The sequence below is a fragment of the Pseudomonas saxonica genome (assembly GCF_007858365.1).
GTDB lineage: Bacteria > Pseudomonadota > Gammaproteobacteria > Pseudomonadales > Pseudomonadaceae > Aquipseudomonas > Aquipseudomonas saxonica.
Map to the genome: position 1 here is coordinate 1,344,044 of NZ_VFIO01000001.1, position 19,952 is coordinate 1,363,995.

Below are 19,952 nucleotides of genomic sequence, written 5' to 3' on the forward strand. Positions count from 1 at the left end.
CTATGACCAGCAGCGCGGAACACGCTCGCCTTTTACGCTTGGCCACCCGTGCGTCAGTGGCGGTGGCAAGCCTGTTGATCGTGACCAAGGCCATCGCCTGGTGGCTCAGTGGTTCGATCAGCATGCTCGCCGGCTTGACCGATTCGTTGCTCGATGGTGTCACCTCGTTTCTTAACTTGCTGGCCGTCCATTACGCGCTGCGCCCGGCAGACGATGATCACCGTTACGGCCACGGCAAGGCCGAGTCATTGGCCGGGATGGCGCAAGCCCTGTTTATTGGCGTGAGTGCGGTGCTGATTGCGTTTCAGGCCGTCGAACGGCTGCAACACCCGGAGCCCGTCGGAGCGCCGTGGATCGGGATTGGCGTGATCATCTTTTCGCTGGTCATGACCGTCGGGCTGCTGGTGTTACAACATCGCGTGGTCAAGGCCACAGGTTCCAATGCGGTACGCGCCGACTCGCTGCACTACCGATCAGACTTGATGCTCAACGGCAGTATTTTGGTGGCGTTGGTGCTGGCCAGCGTGGGCTTCCCGCAACTGGACGCCTGGTTCGGCCTGGGGATTGCGGTGTATATCCTCTGGAGCGCGTACCAGATCGCCCGTGAGAGTTTTTCTGTGCTGATGGACGAAGAATTACCCACCGATGTCAGTGACAACATGCTGGCCTTAGCGTGCAGCGTGCCCGGCGTATTAGGTGCGCATGATCTGCGCACTCGCATTTCCGGCAATGTCTGGTTTGTTCAGTTGCACCTTGAATTGCCAGGCGAACTGACACTGTCCCAAGCCCACAGCATCAGTGACAACGCGGCACACGCCATTACCCAGGCTTATCCACAGGCCGAGGTGCTGGTGCACGCCGACCCGCAGGAAGTCGTTAAACCTCAAGCCACTTCACTTAATAATTGACCTGATAGCCACGGCTGCCCAGACAATTGCCTTGAGCCTGCCGGTAGGTTTGCACCACGGCAGGCGAAGGGGCATAGGTCACTTTGGCCGGGTCAAAGCCACTTTGGTCAACCGCCCAGCGATAACAGTCGTAGCGGTCCTGATCGACTTGCGCAGCGCTCTGGCCATTGGCCGGGTAGGCCACCACGTCATAACCGTTGCCTTGAGGCTGCGGCATAGGCTGCGCGATGGCGGTCGGCGGCTGTACCACGATGTAATCCTGAGTGGCCGGTTGGTAGGCGTAATAAGCGCCTGCGGCGAGGAACAACAACGACCCCCCGATCAAAACTTCTCGCGCGTAGTCTGGTAAATACCCTACGCGAATCCCGTAAGGCGGTTGCACGACGACGTAACGAGGCCCTTGGGGTCGATACCAGTAGCCGCCGGAAAAGAAGTAGTTCTGCCCGCGATACGGCACCTGCCAATGGCGATCAGGGAAGCGGTCAACTATATAACCGGGACGGTACTGTGGCCCCGGCCCCCAGCCGTTGCCGTGCCCATTTGGTCGGCCCGGCCAGCGATTATCGTCAGGTCGACCGTTATGGGCACCCGGATTGTAGTCAGGCCTTGAGTGGTCACCGCCTTGCCAATGGGGGGAGTTGCCTTGCGGTCGGGGCGCGGTTTGCCAATTACCGCTGGGCGGACGCGGGTTTTGCTGCACCGTGTCGGGACGCGGCTGGATCACAAGGTTATTACCCGGCTGACCGGGTCGGCCTGAAGGCTGATGGCTGTCAGGACGCGGTTGATTGCCTTGATGCTGATTCCACTGCTGACCCTGCGGACGGCCCTGCCCCTGCCCTTGCTCCGGGCGGGCGTGATTGTTGCCTCCCTGCCCTTGCTGGCCATGTTGCTGACCATGCTGTTGCCCACCATCCGGGCGACTTTGATGCTGAGGGGGTCCATCACCTCGCTCTTCGGCCAACGCCTGACTGCCGACACTCAAGCAGATCAGACCAGCAGTAGCCAAACGCCAGATGCGCGATTTCATGGTGTTCCTCATGAGGGGGTGGGGCGTAATCATAAGACTGATAAACCGCAATCCGGTTCTGCGGGAGACTAACAGGTGCGCACTTTATTTTCGGGCACAAAAAAAGGCGACCCGTCGGTCGCCTTTTGAATTTTTCGGTCCTGGCTCAACACTCGTGATGTTGGCTCACCTCACGCCGTCTTGTGGACAGTGTGTAGCCCGGGGGCCGGGGCAACCCGGTGGGGTTGGCGGCCGCGGCTGGCCTGATTCGGCGGGCCGCAGTGGACTCTATGTCCGGGCAGTGATTCTGGTGTTAAGAATAGGCTTTGGACGGCAGCAGAGGATTGCGAAGATTGCTGAATAAAACATTACTTGCGCAATTTTTGACTTAAGGTGGATACTTTCACGCAATAGTTATGGCAAAGGGTGTCTTCGTGAGCAAACTCGACCGATACGATCTGAGTATTTTGGCGGAATTACAGCGTGATGCGCGCATCTCTAATCAGGAACTGGCCGAACGTATTGGCCTGTCGCCGTCCCCGTGCTCTCGCCGGGTCAAGCAATTGGAGGACGACGGGTATATCTCGCGTCAGGTCGCGTTGCTGGACCGCAAGCTGCTGGGCTTGACGTTGACCGCCTATGTATTGATCGGCATGGATCGCCACACCCCAGAGCGCTTCGAGAATTTTGAAGCAGAGATCCGCACGCTACCGCAGGTACTGGAATGTAGCCTGGTGACCGGTATAGACGCGGACTATCAATTGAAAGTCGTGGTGCCGGACATGGACCACTATCAAAAACTGTTGCTGGGTCACCTGACCCGCATCGACGGCGTAACCAGCGTGCGCTCCAGTTTTGTGCTCAATCAGGTACTCAACAGTACCGAGTTGCCGTTGACCCATTTGCGCACGTGATGCCTGCTCATTTTCGCAGCAGCTGCCGGAGGCTGCGTCCGATGGCTAAGCCGTCGTAAAATCATGCACCTGGGCGTACCTGCAAGCCCGGGACTTTGCATTTACGATCGCTACGCAATCGGACGCAGCCTTCGGCAGCTGCTACGAGACCCGGCTTTCATGTTCCATAGCACTGGAGAACACCGATGGACCCGGCCCTGCTTGAAGAATGGATGATGACGATTCTGGTCAGCGTCCTGATTGTTTTTATGGCCTTTATCGTCTGGGATCTGGCGAAAAAGTCCAAGGCCGGGCGTTTTGGGTCATTTATCCTGTTTTTCGTGTTGGGCCTGGGCGTGGTGGCGTTCATCATCAAAAGCGTGGTGATCGGCCTGATCGAGTCGGGCACGCTATAGCCGCGCCGGCACTTCCTTGTATTGGCCCTGATCCAGCCCCTCGATCGTCCAGTCGCCTATGCGCACCCGCACCAGTCGCAAGGTCGGCAAGCCGACCGCAGCCGTCATGCGCCGCACCTGGCGATTACGACCCTCGCGGATCACCAGTTCCAGCCATGATGTCGGCACGCTCTTGCGAAACCGCACAGGCGGGTTACGCGGCCATAGCTGGGGCTCTTCAAGGGCGCGCGCTTCGGCGGGCAAAGTCTTGCCATCATTGAGTTCGACACCATCACGCAGTTGTTGCAACTGCTCAGGCGTCGGTTCACCCTCTACTTGCACCCAATACGTCTTGGGCAGTTTGTGCTTGGGGTCGGCAATACGAGCCTGTAACTGGCCATCATTGGTCAGCAACAACAATCCTTCACTGTCGCGGTCCAGGCGTCCGGCCGGGTAAATACCGGGGATGGGGATAAAATCCTTGAGCGTCGCCCGCCCGCCTTCATCGCTGAACTGGGTGAGTACATCGAATGGTTTGTTAAACAGAAATAACTTGGGATCAGACGGTGGGGCTTTGGCCACGCGGCGACCGACTGCACTCGCAGCAGGTTTTTTGGGCGCCGGACGGCGTGCAGGGGGATGGGCAGGACGGGACATGACAAAAGGACATCTAGCGATCAGGGCTCGATATGCTAGTGCCCTGATCGCCAAATGACCATCGTCTATCAGCGGAACGGTGGTTCGTCGAAACTACGCAGTTTGCGCGAATGCAGTGATGCCAGTTGCTTGCGCATCAATTCCACGGCAGCGATGCCGATTTTCAAATGCTGGTTCACCGCCCGCTCATAGAAAGCGTTGGCCGAACCCGGCAGTTTGATTTCACTGTGCAAGGGTTTGTCCGACACACACAACAACGTGCCATAAGGCACCCGCAAACGATAACCCTGCGCGGCAATGGTGCCGCTTTCCATGTCCACGGCCACTGCGCGGGACAGGTTGATCAGCGGTCGCTCCTGAGCCCAGCGCAGCTCCCAGTTGCGGTCGTCATAGGTCAGCACGGTACCGGTGCGCAGGCGTTTTTTCAGTTCATCGCCATGTTCGCCAGTGACTTGCGCCGCGGCTTCTTGCAGCGCCAGCTGAACCTCAGCCAAAGCCGGGATTGGAATGTTGGGCGGTACAACCCGGTCCAGAATCCCGTCGCGTCGCATGTAAGCGTGGGCCAATACGTAGTCGCCAATGGTCTGCGACTGACGCAGACCGCCACAGTGACCGATCATCAGCCAGCAATGCGGGCGCAATACCGCAAGGTGATCGGTGATGTTTTTCGCGTTGGACGGGCCGACGCCAATATTCACCAGCGTCACCCCATGACCATCGCTGGCCTGCAAGTGGTAAGCGGGCATTTGGTAACGGTGCCACACCACGCCGGCGGCAATCGCTTGGGCTTCGCCATAATCCATGGCCTTTTCGATCATCACATTGCCCGGCAATACCATGCGCACAAAACGCGGGTTATCGCGCAATTGCTCAAGGCCGTGCACGATGAACTGATCGACATAGCGGTGGTAGTTGGTCAGCAGAATCCACGGCTGAACATGGCGCCAGTCGCTGCCGGTGTAATGCACCAGACGACGTAGCGAAAAGTCGACACGGGCCGCATCAAACAGCGCCAAGGGTAGCGGGTCGGTGTTTTCCCAATCGTACAGACCATCGGCAATGCCATCGGTGGCGGCCGACAAATCAGTACTGGGGAATACCCGCGCCAGCGCAGCGGCGGTCACACCTGAGCCGGCCAGCTCATCGCCCTGCTCGACCACGTAGGGATATGGAATGTCTTGCTGACTGACCCCCACTTCTACCTCGACGGTAAAATCGCGCATCAAGGGCACCAGCTGTTCCAGTAAATAATTACGGAAGGCCGCCGGATGTGTGACGGTTACGCTGTAGGTGCCGGGCAGTTGAACCTTGGCATAGGCGCGAGTCGTCGTCGGGACTTCGCCATTGATGCGGTAGGTTAGGCGCAGTTCCGGATAGCGAAACTGTGCGCGCTCCTCGGCGGTGGGCTCAAGCCGGTCTTTGAGATAACGCTTGAGCGCCTGGCTCAACGCCGTGGTTGCACGTTCGTGGAGGGCTGCGAGGCGATCGACGGCCTCTTCAGCGGTTGCAACGACAATAAAATCTTCAGTCACGATAAGCATCCTGTCTTCAGAACGGGCTGACCTTTATCTTGCCTGCATCGTTGCGCAAAGCACAGAGCGGTCTGGCGCGGGATTATCAAAACACCTGCGGTGTTGAGCGGGCAACGATAGCGGAGATATTCAGGCCACGGGGCAACAAGCCATACACCCGGCCGCTGCCGTGCAACCGGCTGGCAATGAACGCGTCACTGATATCGCTGTTGCCCGCTTCCAGCAATAGTTTTGCCTGCAAGCCCAATGCGATGTCCTCGGTCAATTGCCGCGCACGGTACTGAACATCCTCAGTGTCTTTAAAGGCTTGCTTCAAGGTGCGGATATGCTTGGCCAAACGTACATCGCCATGGCCATCCCCCAACTCGGCAAACAAGGCGTCAAGCACACCGGGTTCTTTGGACAAGGCCCGCAATACGTCAAGGCACTGCACATTGCCAGAACCCTCCCAGGTCGAGTTGACCGGCGCCTCGCGATAAAGACGCGGCAGAATGCTGTCTTCCACATACCCCGCGCCACCCATGCACTCGGCGGCTTCATTGATCATGGCCGGAGCCCGTTTGCAGATCCAGTATTTGCCCACGGCCGTTACCAGCCGCGCGAACTTGGCCTCTTGGGCGTCATCCAAATGATCCAGCGCTCGCCCCATACGCAGACTCAAGGCCAGGGCAGCTTCGCTTTCAAGGGCCAGATCGGCGAGCACGTTTTGCATCAACGGCTGCTCAGCCAGCACCCGGCCGCCGACCAGGCGATGAGCGCAGTGATGGCTGGCCTGGGTCAGCGCCTGACGCATCAAGGCGCTGGAACCCACCATGCAATCGAAGCGGGTCATGGCGACCATTTCAATAATCGTCGGTACTCCGCGTCCTTCTTCGCCCATCATCCACGCCAGCGCCCCACGAAACTCGACCTCACTGGAAGCGTTTGAGCTGTTGCCCAGCTTGTTTTTCAGTCGCTGGATGTAGAACTCGTTACGGCTGCCATCTGGACGATGGCGCGGCAGCAAGAAACAGCTCAGGCCTTTATCGGTCTGCGCCAACGTCAGAAATCCATCGCACATGGGGGCCGAACAAAACCACTTGTGCCCCAGCAACTCATACGCCTGCCCCGGCCCGCTGGCACCCACAGGGTAGGCTCGCGTGGTGTTGGCCCGCACATCCGTACCGCCTTGTTTTTCGGTCATGGCCATGCCCAGGGTCACACCGGCTTTTTGACTGATGTCGACGTTGCGCGGGTCGTACTGGGTCGCCAGCACTTTAGGCAGCCACAGTTGGGCAATGTCTGGTTGCAACCGCAGGGCCGGAACGCTGGCAAAGGTCATGGTCAGGGGGCAGCCACTGCCAGCCTCGGCCTGCGAGTGCAAATAGGTCATGCAGGCACGGGCCACATGGGCGCCGGGTTTAGGGTCGACCCAGGGTAAGGACGGTAAACCGTGCTCAATCGCCGTACGCATCAACTCGTGATAGGCCGGATGAAACTCCACCAGATCAATCCGACGGCCAAAACGGTCATGGCTGACAAAAACGGGCTTGTTTTCATTGGCCAGAAACCCCGCAGCCATCAAGGGCCCGCCTGCCAATGCGCCGTAGTGATCAATGCGGGCCTGCGCCCAACCTGCCCCGAAATGCTGGCCCCACTGCTGCAAGGGCAGGTCGATGCGGTACAGGTTGGCACCGTCCAGAGACGGCGGTTGATTGGTGACCTGATGGGTTTCGGCGAATTGATGCAGGTTCATGGCGCTGGCTCCTGAGTTCAATGAACCCAGTGAAGCACGCGTGGCCGCCACCACAAGGGGCATAAGCGCCTAACGTTAGGCGCTTATGCCATCCTGCCCCATCAATAACCGCTGCTCAAGCGTACGCTGGACCTCTTCAAAACGCAGGGGCTTGATCCAGTAGTCGCTAATGCCATCGACCTGTTCGCGCACCTGCTGTGCGTGCGCCTGAGAGTCAAATATCGCCATCACAGGCAGCTGCGCGCAGTCTGCCAAGCTAAGCAGCTGCCTGCCTGCCGACGTCTGCGCAACAGGATTAACCGGGCAGCCGACGATCACAGCATCAACGTGTTCGCGACGTAAAGCAGTCACTGCCGCCTCGCCGCTGTCGACGTTGATCAGTCGATAGCCCAATTTGAGCAGCATGCCACGCAGTACCCTGCAGTCGGCGCTGTTATCTTCCACCAGTAAAATCACACAATCTTGCGGGTCTCTTGTCGCGACCTCGCTCGGCAGCTCGACAGGCGAATCCAGTAGCAGCAACAGTTGGAACTCAGACCCCTTGCTCGGCTGCGATTGATGCGTGAGCTGGCCGCCCAACAACTCCACCAAACGTCGACAAATCGCCAGACCGATTCCCAACCCGCCGTAGCTTCGGGTCATGGAACCATCGACCTGAAAGAAGTGCTGATATAGCTCACCCTGCTCCTGATGAACAAAACCAATGCCGCTGTCGATCACATTAAAGGTCAGCGCCCAGCGACCGGCCTCTTCAGAGGTCTTGCCCGTCACCCGCAAAATCACATCACCTACGCTGGTGAATTTAATCGCGTTCTCCAACAGACACTCCAGGCATTGACGAATCTTGTCTGAATCCCCTACCCACTGATCGGGCAGGTTGCTCGCGACTTCATAGGAAAATTCCAGCCCTTTAGTGTGTGCCAATGGGGCGAACTGAATGTTCAAACTCTGCACCAGACTCTTCAAACTAAAAGGCTGAGAGCGCACGATCAGCCGCCCGGCCTGTAGCTCGGTCAGGGACAGAATGCCATTGACCATGTGCATCATTTCTCGGGCCGAGCCTTCAGCCGTTTGCGTATACAGCTCCAGCTCCGGGGTTAAATCCAGGGTCTTGATCAACTCTATTGACCCCAGCACGCCATTCATAGGCGTACGCAATTCATGGGTCACCGTGGACAGGAATTCGTCCTTGAGCTTGTTGGTACGCGCCAACTGCTGGTTCATGGCGGCCAGCTGTTGCCCGGACTCTTGCAGCGTACGCGCCTGCAAGTCGCGCATGGCATTGATCCGGTCCGCCAGCGCCAACGACAGCAAGCCCACTTCAATGGCTGCGCCGATCTGGCTGGAGTACATGGTCAAGAACATGTTCGGCAGGTAGCCGAGCACCATGAGTGTGTTGATCAACCCACCCAGCAAGAAAGCCGACCAGGCAATCACAAAATAACGAGCCACCCGCAGGCCGCGTGCCCAGGCAACGATACCTGCGGTAAAGATAGTGACGATAAAGGCCAGCGCCAGCCCGGTGGCCAAACGTAATGACACGGCATAGCTCGTCGACAATGCGAGCACCATCACTAGCACCCCCACCGCCATCAGGGCCTTTAATGCCCAATCAAGCTTGCGGCTATGGGTGGCCGTTTGCAAAAACGTGCGGGCAAACTGGCAACCAAAAAAGGCCGCCGAACCGATCAGAAACGGCGTGGACGCATTGGCCCACCACGGATTGTTCGGCCAGAAATACTGCACTGCGGCGCCATTGACCGACAGTTGGTACAGCCCGAAAGAGGCGATGTAAAAGATGTAATAGAGGTAGCTGGTGTCACGTACGCTGAGGTAAATAAACAGGTTGTAAACCAACATCCCCAGCAACACGCCGTAAATCAGACCCAATATATAAATCCTGACGGGCTGATTTTCGAGGTAGGCCTGTGCCGACCACAAGGTAATCGGCGCCTGTATCGACCCTTGGCTGGCCAGCCGCAAATACACCGTCTGAGGCTGCCCCGGAATGAAGTTAAGCTCGAACAGGTAGTTGTTTTCTTTGATGTCGCGGCTGTCGAAAGGCAGGGAGTCGCCCGTTCGGGCAGCCAGCCGATAATTGCCAGATGCGTCCGGGGTATACAGATCAATTTGGTCCATTGGCGGGTACGCCAACTCCAGCAACCAAGTGCGATGAGTGTTGGGATTCTGCGGCTGATAACGCAAGTCCAGCTTGATCCAGAAGGCCGAGTGGGAATAACCGGCATTCAAGGTGTCTTTATCAAGAGGCTTGAAGAGCTCGTCGTGGCCGATGACATCTGCCAGCTTCGCCGTACCACCCGAATCTTCAAAGACTTGCATCAGTCGGCCCAAGGGCAGGCTCTGTGTGGTTTCGTCAAAATCCACTGCGCTGGCCAGCATCGGCAGCCAGCCCAACAACATCATCAGCAAATAGCGCATACAGCCCCAACGTGGCAGCCTGGCAGTATGGGTAATCCGCTCATTCCCTTTGAGACCCACTTACCAGACAACCTGTTATTAATTTGCAGTCACTTTAACATAGCGGTAGTGGCAAATATGCATCACTCTAATATTCTTCTCAAAGGCTCTAGATCGGGCATTGCAGCGAGATTTAAGCGCATACCACGTGGTGGCAAAATGCCCACAAACGAATACTCACGCGCGACACTTCAGCCATCGGGGAACGCGCCCGAAAAAACCGTTTGGTGGTAAGCTCGCGCACCATGAATATCTACAGTTCTCGCCCCGTTGTCCTCTGTCTCTCCGGCCATGACCCCAGTGGGGGTGCCGGCTTGCAGGCAGATATCGAAGCCTTGCTGGCTCAAGGCTGTCACGCCGCTCCGGTAATAACCGCCCTGACTGTGCAAAACACGGTCAATGTCCGCGATTTCCGCGTGCTGGATCGCGAGTGGGTATTGGCGCAAGCCGATGCCGTACTCACCGACTCCTGCGTTGCGGCCGTCAAGCTGGGCATGCTCGGCTCACTGGAAATGGTCGACACTGTCGTCCAATTGCTGCAGGCCAACCCGCATCTGCCGATGGTCTGCGACCCGGTACTGCGCGCAGGCGGCGGAGGACGCCTGGGCAAGGACGAAGTGGGTTTCGCCATGCGCGAGCGCCTGCTGCCCTTGGCCACTATTGCCACCCCCAATTTGCCCGAAGCCCGCATCCTCGCCGAACTGCCCGACGGCAGTGCCGATGAGTGCGCTGAAAAGCTCCTGCCTTTTTGCCAACATCTATTGATCACCGGCGGCCACGGTGACGAACACGAAGTTCACAACCGCTTGTACAGCCGCGACGGCAGTCGCCACACGTTCACCTGCTATCGCTTGCCCGGCAGTTACCACGGCTCAGGTTGCACACTGGCCAGTACGTTGGCCGGCCGGCTGGCCATCGGTGAGAACTTGGTCAGCGCCGTCGAAACAGCGCTCAACTACACGTGGCGCACCTTGCGCGATGCCGAGCAACTGGGCCAAGGACAATTTGTGCCCCGTCGCTTGCCACTGGATTTCTGTTCGTAACGCGAGAGGCTCGATCTATGACCTTGCGAGGCCTGTACGCAATCACTGATAGCCAGCTGCTTGCTGGCAAACTGCTTGCCTATGTCGAGGCGGCCCTTGATGGCGGTCTAACCCTGTTGCAGTACCGCGATAAAAGCAGCGATGACGCCCGTCGACTCCGCGAAGCTGAGGCTCTGCGCGATTTGTGCGCGCGTTACAACACCCGGCTGATCATCAATGATGATGCCGAGCTGGCAGCCCGGCTGGGCGTCGGCGTGCACCTTGGCCAGACAGATGGCCCGTTGACCCCTGCCCGCGCACTGCTTGGCCCAAAAGCGATCATCGGTTCGACCTGTCACAGTCTGGTTGATCTGGCCGAGCAAGCTGCCAAAGAAGGGGCAAGCTATGTCGCCTTTGGGCGCTTCTTTAATTCCAGCACCAAACCCGGCGCCCCGACCGCGACCCTGGACGTGCTCGACCAGGCTCGATCGCAGCTTAAACTGCCGATTTGTGTGATCGGCGGTATCACCCTCGAAAATGCCGCGCCACTGGTCGCCCACGGCGCCGATTTACTGGCCGTAGTGCATGGCCTGTTTGGTGCTGACAGCGCTCAGGAAGTGACTCGCCGTGCCAAGGCATTCAACCAATTGCTGGCTATTTAATACCGAATCCTGATTCAGAGAGAGCCCATCATGTCTCGTTCCGAAACCTTGTTTGCCAATGCCCAGAAACACATCCCCGGTGGCGTCAACTCGCCCGTTCGCGCGTTTAAAAGCGTGGGTGGTACACCGCTGTTCTTCAAGCACGCCGAAGGCGCTTACGTCACCGACGAAGATGACAAACGCTATGTAGATTATGTCGGCTCATGGGGCCCGATGATTCTGGGCCACAGCCATCCGGATGTACTGGACGCTGTGCGTGCGCAACTGGAGCACGGCCTGTCGTACGGCGCTCCAACCGCCATGGAAACCGAGATGGCCGATCTGGTGTGCTCGATTGTGCCGTCCATGGAAATGGTCCGCATGGTCAGTTCCGGCACCGAAGCCACCATGAGCGCCATCCGCCTGGCACGTGGCTTTACCGGCCGCGACAACATCCTCAAGTTTGAAGGCTGTTACCACGGCCACTCCGACAGCTTGTTGGTCAAAGCCGGTTCTGGAGCGCTGACCCAGGGTGTTCCCAGCTCAGGGGGTGTACCTGCCGATTTCGCCAAGCACACCTTGACCACCACCTTTAACGACCTCGACGCCGTTGAAAAACTGCTGAATGAAGTGGGCGACACCGTGGCCTGCATCATCGTTGAGCCGGTCGCGGGCAACATGAATTGCGTTCCGCCAGCACCGGGCTTTCTGCAAGGCCTGCGCAGCCTCTGCGACAAACATGGCGCGGTACTGATTTTTGACGAAGTGATGACGGGCTTCCGTGTCGCACTGGGCGGTGCTCAAGCGCACTACGGTGTGACACCCGACCTGAGCACATTCGGCAAAATCATCGGCGGCGGCATGCCAGTCGGCTGCTTCGGCGGTAAACGCGAAATCATGCAGCACATCGCCCCGCTGGGCCCGGTTTATCAGGCAGGCACCCTCTCTGGTAACCCACTGGCCATGGCTGCCGGCCTGACCACCTTGCGCTTGATCAGCCGCCCGGGCTTTCATGCCGAGCTGAGCGACTACACCACGCGCCTGCTCGACGGCCTGCAACAACGCGCCGATGCGGCCGGCATCCCATTTGTCACCACCCAGGCCGGTGGCATGTTCGGCCTGTATTTCAGCGGCGCCGATGACATCGTCACCTTTGACGATGTCATGGCCAGCGATGCAGACCTGTTCAAGCGCTTCTTCCACCTGATGCTGGAAGGCGGCGTGTACTTGGCGCCTAGCGCCTTTGAAGCGGGTTTCACCTCAATTGCCCACGGTGACACCGAGCTGAAACTGACTCTCGACGCTGCCGAGCGTGCCTTCGCCGCGCTGAAATAAGCCATGAAACCGGCAAGGGCTTACGTCCTTGCCGGCTTTTTAGGCAGGTAATGGCTGATTCAATTACGCCACCCGTCCAAAATCGTCTTAAATCAACGGATATCGCGGTCAGGCAGCAGAAAAACGAGTAAAGACTTTGTAAGGTTGCCTCTGCTTATTTCATAATGCGCGCCTATAGACCCCTTGGTTGTACTTGCCCATCTTTCAGAGGTACGTCGAATCTCATGAACCGCACCGGCCGCGCCCTTGCACTGGGCTGCCTGTTGCTCCTGCAGCCGCTGCTTGTCCAGGCTGGCGGTAACTCGTTGTTGATTCCGGCAATGGGTCGCTGCACCCTCGATACACAGCCAGAAAACCTGGCTGAGGCGCTTGCCGCCTGCGAAGCAGCCGCCAAAACCGGGGATGCAGAAGCTGAATACGAGTTGGGCGAGTTCTATTACGACGGCAAAAATACTCCTCGCGACCTCAATAAAGCATTGAGCTACTTCGAGCAGGCTTCCCTGCAGGGTCACGCCATGGCCCAGTACCAGCTCGGCACCATGTTCTTCAAGGGCGAAGGTGTACCGGCCAATAACATTCAGGCGTATATCGTATTGAAGATGGCGGCCGTCAATGGCGCCGAAGAGGCACTGGACACAGCCGATCAGGTGGCAGAGCAAATGCCCCGCGACCAGCTCGAAACCGCGACCCAGGTGCTGGGACAGATTTTCCGCAAATACCTGCTGGAACTGCAATCAGCCGACGGACGCTCGCCGTTTTCGCCGCTGCCTTGATATAACGTTTGAAAACTCGCGTTTAACTACGCATACATGAATAACGAAGGGCAGGTAGTTGATCTCTATTGATAAAGGCTCCTGTACGCTATCGCCTCGCGAACAGGAGCCCCTTGAAATCAACCCAGCAAACCGACTTTATTTAAGCAGTTCAGCAGCCGTATTCGCTAATTGCAGCAACAACTTATCGTCCGTTTCATTCGTTTGACCATCCCCATCAACGTCCACTTTTACTTTGACTGTATCGAAAGGCCCCGGATTCTTCGAAGCGGTTACAAAGCTTGAGAAAGTGACTTCTTTGCCTTCATAAAGCTCAACCAATACGTCCGGTTTTTTATCGCCGTCGACGTCGCTTAAAGAAATACGAATTTCTTTGGTAGTCATAAACACCTCATCAGCAATGGGTTCAGATTTCTACCGACATACTTCAAGCCGCGCTGCCAGTAGTCCCTTTCTATATAGGACCCCTGCCAAAAACTATCTACTGTCATACCTGACAGGTGTTTTTATAAACAGGCTTCTTACTTCTCCGGCATCGGAAACGGAAACGGCATCACATTGCTGACGCCGCGGGCTTCGCTGATTTTCGGAGTGCCCAGCCGCTCCACTTCGTCGATGCGCACAATCGAGTGCATCGGTACAAAACTGCGTACCACGCCTTCAAATTGAGCTTTGAGCTTTTCTTCGCTCGGGTCGACGACCATTTGCGTGCGCTCACCGAAGACGAATTCCTCTACTTCCAGAAACCCCCACAGATCACTTTGATAGATCTGCTTGGCGTACATCTCGAACACCTGGCCCTGATTAAGGAAAATCACCTTGTAGATTGGAGCGTCACGTTTGGTCATGGTGGGCGGGTAAACATCTGAGGATATAAAAGAGGGCGCGAACTATAGCATAGCCACCAGACGCACAACGCTAGGAAGCAAAGGCCATGCCCCCTATAATGCGCGGTTCTTTGAATCACTTGATGAACACCCATGGCCAAGAAGCTTTACATCGAAACCCACGGCTGCCAGATGAACGAGTACGACAGCTCACGCATGGTCGACCTGCTGGGTGAACATCAAGCCCTGGAAGTCACGGCGCGCGCTGAAGACGCGGATGTCATCCTGCTTAATACCTGCTCAATCCGCGAACGTGCGCAAGACCGTGTGTATTCGCAATTGGGTCGCTGGCGCGAACTGAAACTGGCCAATCCGGACATGGTCATTGCCGTTGGCGGTTGTGTTGCCAGTCAGGAAGGCGCCGCCATCCGCGACCGCGCACCCTACGTTGACGTGGTATTCGGCCCGCAAACCCTGCACCGCCTGCCCGAAATGATCGACGCGGCCCGCATCACCAAGCTGCCGCAAGTGGACGTATCGTTCCCTGAAATCGAAAAATTCGACCACCTGCCAGAACCCCGCATCGACGGCCCCAGTGCTTACGTCTCAGTGATGGAAGGGTGCAGCAAGTACTGCACGTTCTGCGTCGTACCGTACACGCGAGGCGAAGAAGTCAGCCGCCCATTCGACGACGTGCTGGCAGAAGTGTTTCACCTGGCTGAAAACGGTGTACGTGAAGTCACGTTGCTGGGACAGAACGTCAACGGCTATCGCGGCCTGACCGAAGACGGTCGTTTGGCCGATCTGGCTGAATTGATTCGCGTGGTGGCGGCCATCGACGGGATCGAGCGCATTCGTTACACCACCTCACACCCGCTGGAGTTCTCCGACAGCCTGATCCAGGCACACGCCGAGGTGCCTGAGTTGGTCAAGCACCTGCATTTGCCGGTGCAGTCCGGGTCGGATCGCATTTTGTCGGCCATGAAGCGCAACCACACAGCACTGGAGTACAAATCCAAGCTGCGCAAACTGCGTGCGGCCGTGCCGGGTATTTGCATCAGTTCTGACTTTATTGTCGGCTTCCCGGGCGAGACTGAAAAAGACTTCGAGCAGACCATGAAGCTGATTGAAGACGTCGGTTTCGACTTCTCCTATTCATTTGTGTACAGCCAGCGGCCCGGCACGCCCGCTGCCGACCTGGCAGACGACACCCCGGAAGAGCGCAAGAAAGAACGCCTCAACGCGCTGCAACATCGTCTCAATCAGCAAGGCTTTGAGATCAGCCGACAAATGGTGGGCTCCACTCAGCGGATTCTAGTCACTGATTACTCGAAAAAAGACCCGGGCGAATTGCAAGGTCGAACCGAAAACAACCGCATCGTCAACTTCCGCTGCGACAACCCGCAGTTGATCGGCCAGTTTGCTGACGTGCACATCGATGCGGCGCAACCGCACTCGTTGCGGGGTTCATTGCTCAATTGACCTGTTGGCGCTGGCGAAGGCTGCGATAAGATCCGCCAGCATCTTCGGCCCTGAAAAGCGTGCGTCCACTGCGTGGACGTTCGCAGCCTGCGGCAGCGACTACAGGTTTTACGTCGCCTCAGTAAGTCCTTTCGCCCATGACCTGCTAGCGTTATCCTTCAATTCATCTTAATTGCCTAAGGGCGGCTAAATACGACCTTGAACGCACCCATCGAACCACATCGTTTTCTTCTCGAGCCGTTTGAGGCTCGCCGTTTCGCCAATCTGTGCGGGCAATTCGACGAGCACTTACGCCTGATCGAACAACGCCTGACGATCGTAATCCGCAATCGCGGTAATCAATTCGAGCTCATTGGCGACCCCAAACTGACGTCTTCCGCAGAAATCCTGCTGCGCCGTCTGTACCGCGAAACACAAGCTTCTGAGCTTTCGCCGGACATGGTGCACCTGTTCCTGCAAGAATCTGCCGTAGAAGACCTCGCCAGTAACCCGGTGGCTGAAGCCAGCGTGTCGTTGCGTACCAAAAAGGGCATGATTCGCCCTCGCGGTATTAATCAGCAGCGCTACGTCAAAGAAATTCTGGGTAACGACATCAACTTCGGCATTGGCCCAGCCGGTACGGGTAAAACCTATCTGGCCGTGGCCTGCGCCGTCGATGCCCTGGAGCGCGAGCAAATCCGCCGCATCCTGCTGGTGCGTCCTGCGGTTGAAGCGGGCGAGAAGCTGGGGTTTCTTCCGGGTGACCTGTCGCAAAAAATCGATCCGTACCTGCGCCCGCTCTACGACGCCTTGTACGAAATGCTGGGCTTCGAGTATGTCGCCAAGCTGATCGAGCGCCAGATCATCGAAGTGGCACCGCTGGCCTATATGCGCGGGCGCACATTGAACAACAGCTTCATTATTCTCGACGAAAGCCAGAACACCACCGTCGAGCAAATGAAGATGTTCCTGACCCGTATCGGGTTTGGTTCTACAGCCGTGATTACAGGTGACATCACCCAGGTCGACCTGCCAAAGGGCACAAAATCAGGGCTTAATCACGTCATCGAAGTGCTGAAGGATGTGCCCGGCATCAGTTTCACCCACTTCCAGTCCAAAGACGTCGTGCGTCACCCATTGGTGCAACGCATCGTAGAAGCCTACGGGCGCTATGAACAGGAAGCCGCAGACAAGCTCGCCGCACTGCCTGCTGCCAAGGATTACCGCAAAGATGCTTGAGCTTGACCTGCAACTGGCGACAAACGCCACTGCCCCCACCGAAGCCCAGTTCCGCCAATGGTGTGAACTGGCCTTGCGCCAGCGCACGGCTGATTCAGAAATGACCATTCGTCTAGTAGACGAAGCTGAAGGCCGTGAGCTAAATCACACGTGGCGGCAGAAAGATTACGCCACCAACGTGCTGTCCTTCCCGGCTGACGTGCCTGATGAATTTCTCGATATCCCGTTATTGGGCGATCTGGTGATTTGCGTGGCCGTGGTCGAACGCGAGGCAGCCGATCAGGGCAAAGCACTGGATGCTCACTGGGCTCACCTGGTGATCCACGGTTGCTTGCATCTTCTGGGTTACGACCATATAGAAGATGAAGAAGCCGAAGAGATGGAAGCGCTGGAACGAACGTTGCTTGCCGAATTGGGTCATCCAGACCCATACGCTGACGACGACATTGAATAACACCCACTGAAACAACCAAGGGATACGAGTAAATCGCTATGAGCGAAGACCGATCGAGCAACGGGCAAAAGTCATGGTTAGGTAAGCTGACCCAGGCCTTTGCCCATGAGCCGAAAAACCGCCAGGAGCTGCTTGAGCTGCTGCGCGAAGCACATCAGAACAAACTGTTGGACAGCGAAGCGCTGGCCATCGTCGAAGGCGCCATTCAAGTGGCTGACCTGCAAGTACGGGACATCATGGTTCCGCGCTCGCAGATGATCAGCATCAAGGCGACCCAGACACCCCGCGAATTCCTCCCGGCGATCATCGATGCTGCGCACTCGCGCTATCCGGTGATCGGGGAAAGTCATGATGACGTCCTGGGCGTCCTCTTGGCGAAAGACCTGTTGCCGCTGATCCTTCAAGAGAACGGCGACAAATTCAACATCAAGGACCTGCTGCGTCCGGCTACTTTCGTCCCTGAATCCAAGCGCCTGAATGTGTTGCTGCGTGAGTTTCGTGCCAACCACAACCACATGGCCATCGTGATCGACGAATACGGCGGCGTGGCCGGGCTGGTGACCATCGAAGACGTTCTTGAACAGATCGTCGGCGATATCGAAGACGAACACGACGTTGAAGAAGACAGCTACATCAAGCCGCTGCCCAGCGGAGATTTCCTGATCAAAGCCCTGACCCCTATCGAGAACTTCAACGAGTTCTTCGACAGTGAATTCTCCGACGATGAGTTCGATACCGTTGGCGGTCTGGTCATGAGCGCGTTCGGGCACCTGCCAAAGCGCAACGAAGTCACTGAAATCGGGCCTTATCGCTTCCGCATCCTCAATGCTGACAGCCGCCGAATTCACTTGATTCGACTGACGCCTATTACCCGCTGAACCTCTCAACACCAAGGAATGAAATGCGCTGGATAACCTCCCCCGGCTGGCCCGGTAACCTGCTGGCCGTGGTAGCCGGCGCACTGACTACCTTGGCGTTGGCGCCTTTCGATATATGGCCACTGGCACTGGTTGCCTTGGCCATGTTCTACCTGGGGTTGCGCGAACTGTCGCCAAAGCAGGCGCTGGGCCGGGGCTGGTGCTTCGGCTTTGGCCTGTTCGGTGCCGGTACCAGTTGGATTTACTACAGCATCCATAATTTTGGCGGCGCCTCCGTGCTCTTGGCCGGTTTGTTGATGCTGGCCTTCACCGCAGCAATCGCCTGGTTCTTTGCCCTGCCCGCCTGGGTCTGGGCGCGCTGGATTCGGCGCAACGAAGCCCCGCTGGCAGACACATTGGCGTTTGCGGCTCTGTGGGTCGCTCAGGAGATGTTCCGCGGTTGGTTCCTCACGGGTTTCCCTTGGCTTTACTCGGGTTATAGCCAGCTTGACGGCCCCCTGGCCGGTCTCGCACCGCTGGGCGGCATGTGGCTGATTTCGTTCACCCTCGCATTGACCGCAGCCCTGCTGTGTAACCTGCCTCGCTTGATCAAGGCCAAACGCAAAGCCTTTATATTCGCAAGCGCGGTGTTACTGATTGGCCCTTGGTGCGTCGGCATGGCCCTCAAGCACCACGCATGGACTAGCCCTTCGGGCGATCCTCTGAGCGTGGCCGCTATTCAGGGCAACATTGAACAAAGCATGAAATGGGACCCGGCGCAGCTCAATGCTCAGTTGGCGCTGTACCGCGACATGACATTGAGCTCCAAGCGCGTCGACCTGATCATCTGGCCAGAGACCGCGATTCCGATACTGAAAGAAAATGCTGAAGGGTTTCTGAGCATGATGAGCCGGTTTGCGGCTGATCGAAACTCAGCGTTGATTACCGGCGTGCCGATACGCCAGGACGTGCACCATGTGTCGCGCTACTTCAACGGCATCACGGCGGTCGGTGAGGCGGATGGCAATTACCTTAAACAGAAACTGGTGCCATTTGGCGAGTACGTGCCCTTGCAGGATGTGTTGCGGGGACTGATCGCGTTCTTTGACCTGCCCATGTCGGACTTTGCCCGCGGGCCGGCTGACCAGGCCATGTTGCAAGCCAAGGGCTATCAGATTGCCCCGCTGATTTGTTATGAGGTGGTCTACCCCGACTTCGTGGCCGGCCTTGCGGCTCAGAGCGATATTTTGCTGACCATCAGTAACGACACCTGGTTTGGCACTTCGATTGGCCCGTTGCAACACTTGCAGATGGCGCAGATGCGCGCACTGGAAGCGGGACGCTGGATGATCCGGGCAACCAACAACGGCGTTACGGCGCTGATTGATCCCTATGGGCAGATCACCACGCAAATACCGCAGTTCGAACGCGCGATCATGTATGGCGAAGTGGTGCCCATGCATGAGCTGACACCGTACCTGCAATGGCGGTCTTGGCCGCTGGCCATTCTGTGCTGTTTGTTGATCGGTTGGGCGCTGGTGACCAGCCGGATTGCCAAGACGCATTAGCTGTGTGAGCCAAATGCCCTCACCCCAACCCTCTCCCAGAGGGAGAGGGCGTTTAATTGCGGTGATTCTGAATCCATGCACGGTCAGTCCTCTCTCCCCGAGAGAGAGGAGCAGATTGGCGGTGATGCTTGGACTTGCGGAGAGGGCTAGGGTGAGGGGCTTTTGATTCTC

General features: G+C 57.4%; 19 protein-coding genes. 12 read left to right on the forward strand and 7 right to left on the reverse strand.

Annotated elements, in window-relative coordinates:
- Positions 1 to 2: 2 nt before the first annotated feature.
- A complete protein-coding gene (locus FJD38_RS06260) occupies positions 3 to 908 on the forward strand; it encodes a cation diffusion facilitator family transporter (protein ID WP_146384404.1) in 906 nt (301 codons plus the stop codon).
- On the opposite strand, the gene FJD38_RS06265 is transcribed toward FJD38_RS06260, so the two are convergent.
- On the reverse strand, positions 898 to 1,935 hold the full coding sequence (locus FJD38_RS06265; protein WP_146384406.1) for a DUF6515 family protein: 1,038 nt from the start codon (positions 1,933 to 1,935) through the stop codon (positions 898 to 900). The two genes, FJD38_RS06260 and FJD38_RS06265, sit on opposite strands and share 11 nt — an antisense overlap.
- Positions 1,936 to 2,348: 413 nt before the next feature.
- Between FJD38_RS06265 and FJD38_RS06270 the strand changes: the two genes are divergently transcribed.
- Positions 2,349 to 2,828 carry an Lrp/AsnC family transcriptional regulator gene (locus tag FJD38_RS06270; RefSeq protein ID WP_122783243.1) on the forward strand — a complete coding sequence of 160 codons (480 nt, stop codon included), beginning with the start codon at positions 2,349 to 2,351 and terminating at the stop codon, positions 2,826 to 2,828.
- Positions 2,829 to 3,013: 185 nt separating this feature from the next.
- The gene (locus FJD38_RS06275; RefSeq protein ID WP_122783202.1) at positions 3,014 to 3,223 is read left to right on the forward strand and encodes a DUF2788 domain-containing protein; all 210 of its coding nucleotides are present in this window, start codon (positions 3,014 to 3,016) and stop codon (positions 3,221 to 3,223) included.
- Here FJD38_RS06275 and FJD38_RS06280 read toward each other — a convergent pair.
- The 4 genes from FJD38_RS06280 to FJD38_RS06295 all read right to left on the reverse strand — a co-directional run bounded on the left by FJD38_RS06280 (position 3,218) and on the right by FJD38_RS06295 (position 9,565).
- A complete protein-coding gene (locus tag FJD38_RS06280) occupies positions 3,218 to 3,784 on the reverse strand; it encodes a pseudouridine synthase (RefSeq protein ID WP_167654247.1) in 567 nt (188 codons plus the stop codon). The two genes, FJD38_RS06275 and FJD38_RS06280, sit on opposite strands and share 6 nt — an antisense overlap.
- A 143-nt stretch (positions 3,785 to 3,927) precedes the next feature.
- On the reverse strand, positions 3,928 to 5,400 hold the full coding sequence (gene amn, locus FJD38_RS06285; protein WP_167654232.1) for an AMP nucleosidase: 1,473 nt from the start codon (positions 5,398 to 5,400) through the stop codon (positions 3,928 to 3,930).
- 76 nt (positions 5,401 to 5,476) lie between these two features.
- Complete coding sequence (locus FJD38_RS06290) at positions 5,477 to 7,126, reverse strand: acyl-CoA dehydrogenase family protein (protein WP_146384408.1); 1,650 nt, start codon at positions 7,124 to 7,126, stop codon at positions 5,477 to 5,479.
- A 75-nt stretch (positions 7,127 to 7,201) separates the two neighbouring features.
- Positions 7,202 to 9,565: a hybrid sensor histidine kinase/response regulator gene (locus FJD38_RS06295; RefSeq protein WP_146384410.1), complete on the reverse strand. Its 2,364-nt coding sequence runs from the start codon at positions 9,563 to 9,565 to the stop codon at positions 7,202 to 7,204.
- Positions 9,566 to 9,849: 284 nt separating this feature from the next.
- Between FJD38_RS06295 and FJD38_RS06300 the strand changes: the two genes are divergently transcribed.
- From FJD38_RS06300 to FJD38_RS06315, 4 genes are all read left to right on the forward strand, one after another.
- Positions 9,850 to 10,647 carry a hydroxymethylpyrimidine/phosphomethylpyrimidine kinase gene (locus tag FJD38_RS06300; RefSeq protein WP_122783206.1) on the forward strand — a complete coding sequence of 266 codons (798 nt, stop codon included), beginning with the start codon at positions 9,850 to 9,852 and terminating at the stop codon, positions 10,645 to 10,647.
- Positions 10,648 to 10,664: 17 nt separating this feature from the next.
- Complete coding sequence (gene thiE, locus FJD38_RS06305) at positions 10,665 to 11,288, forward strand: thiamine phosphate synthase (protein WP_146384412.1); 624 nt, start codon at positions 10,665 to 10,667, stop codon at positions 11,286 to 11,288.
- Positions 11,289 to 11,318: 30 nt separating this feature from the next.
- Positions 11,319 to 12,602 (forward strand): glutamate-1-semialdehyde 2,1-aminomutase, encoded by a 1,284-nt coding sequence (gene hemL, locus FJD38_RS06310; protein ID WP_122783208.1) that lies wholly within the window; start codon positions 11,319 to 11,321, stop codon positions 12,600 to 12,602.
- Between the two features lie 224 nt (positions 12,603 to 12,826).
- Positions 12,827 to 13,375 (forward strand): tetratricopeptide repeat protein, encoded by a 549-nt coding sequence (locus FJD38_RS06315; protein ID WP_146384414.1) that lies wholly within the window; start codon positions 12,827 to 12,829, stop codon positions 13,373 to 13,375.
- 138 nt (positions 13,376 to 13,513) lie between these two features.
- Here FJD38_RS06315 and FJD38_RS06320 read toward each other — a convergent pair whose 3' ends face one another.
- Both FJD38_RS06320 and FJD38_RS06325 read right to left on the reverse strand, forming a co-directional pair.
- Positions 13,514 to 13,759, reverse strand: a complete 246-nt coding sequence (locus FJD38_RS06320; RefSeq protein ID WP_146384415.1) for a hypothetical protein — start codon at positions 13,757 to 13,759, stop codon at positions 13,514 to 13,516.
- Between the two features lie 137 nt (positions 13,760 to 13,896).
- Positions 13,897 to 14,223 (reverse strand): DUF1820 family protein, encoded by a 327-nt coding sequence (locus tag FJD38_RS06325; RefSeq protein WP_122783210.1) that lies wholly within the window; start codon positions 14,221 to 14,223, stop codon positions 13,897 to 13,899.
- Between the two features lie 132 nt (positions 14,224 to 14,355).
- Between FJD38_RS06325 and miaB the strand changes: the two genes are divergently transcribed.
- The 5 genes from miaB to lnt all read left to right on the forward strand — a co-directional run bounded on the left by miaB (position 14,356) and on the right by lnt (position 19,781).
- Positions 14,356 to 15,684 carry a tRNA (N6-isopentenyl adenosine(37)-C2)-methylthiotransferase MiaB gene (gene miaB, locus FJD38_RS06330; protein ID WP_122783211.1) on the forward strand — a complete coding sequence of 443 codons (1,329 nt, stop codon included), beginning with the start codon at positions 14,356 to 14,358 and terminating at the stop codon, positions 15,682 to 15,684.
- 198 nt (positions 15,685 to 15,882) lie between these two features.
- A complete protein-coding gene (locus FJD38_RS06335) occupies positions 15,883 to 16,902 on the forward strand; it encodes a PhoH family protein (protein WP_122783212.1) in 1,020 nt (339 codons plus the stop codon).
- Complete coding sequence (gene ybeY, locus FJD38_RS06340; protein ID WP_146384417.1) at positions 16,895 to 17,356, forward strand: rRNA maturation RNase YbeY; 462 nt, start codon at positions 16,895 to 16,897, stop codon at positions 17,354 to 17,356. Before FJD38_RS06335 ends, ybeY begins: the two co-directional genes overlap by 8 nt.
- Before the next feature lie 38 nt (positions 17,357 to 17,394).
- Positions 17,395 to 18,234 (forward strand): HlyC/CorC family transporter, encoded by an 840-nt coding sequence (locus tag FJD38_RS06345; RefSeq protein ID WP_122783214.1) that lies wholly within the window; start codon positions 17,395 to 17,397, stop codon positions 18,232 to 18,234.
- 23 nt (positions 18,235 to 18,257) lie between these two features.
- A complete protein-coding gene (lnt, locus tag FJD38_RS06350) occupies positions 18,258 to 19,781 on the forward strand; it encodes an apolipoprotein N-acyltransferase (protein WP_146384419.1) in 1,524 nt (507 codons plus the stop codon).
- Positions 19,782 to 19,952 lie beyond the last annotated feature (171 nt).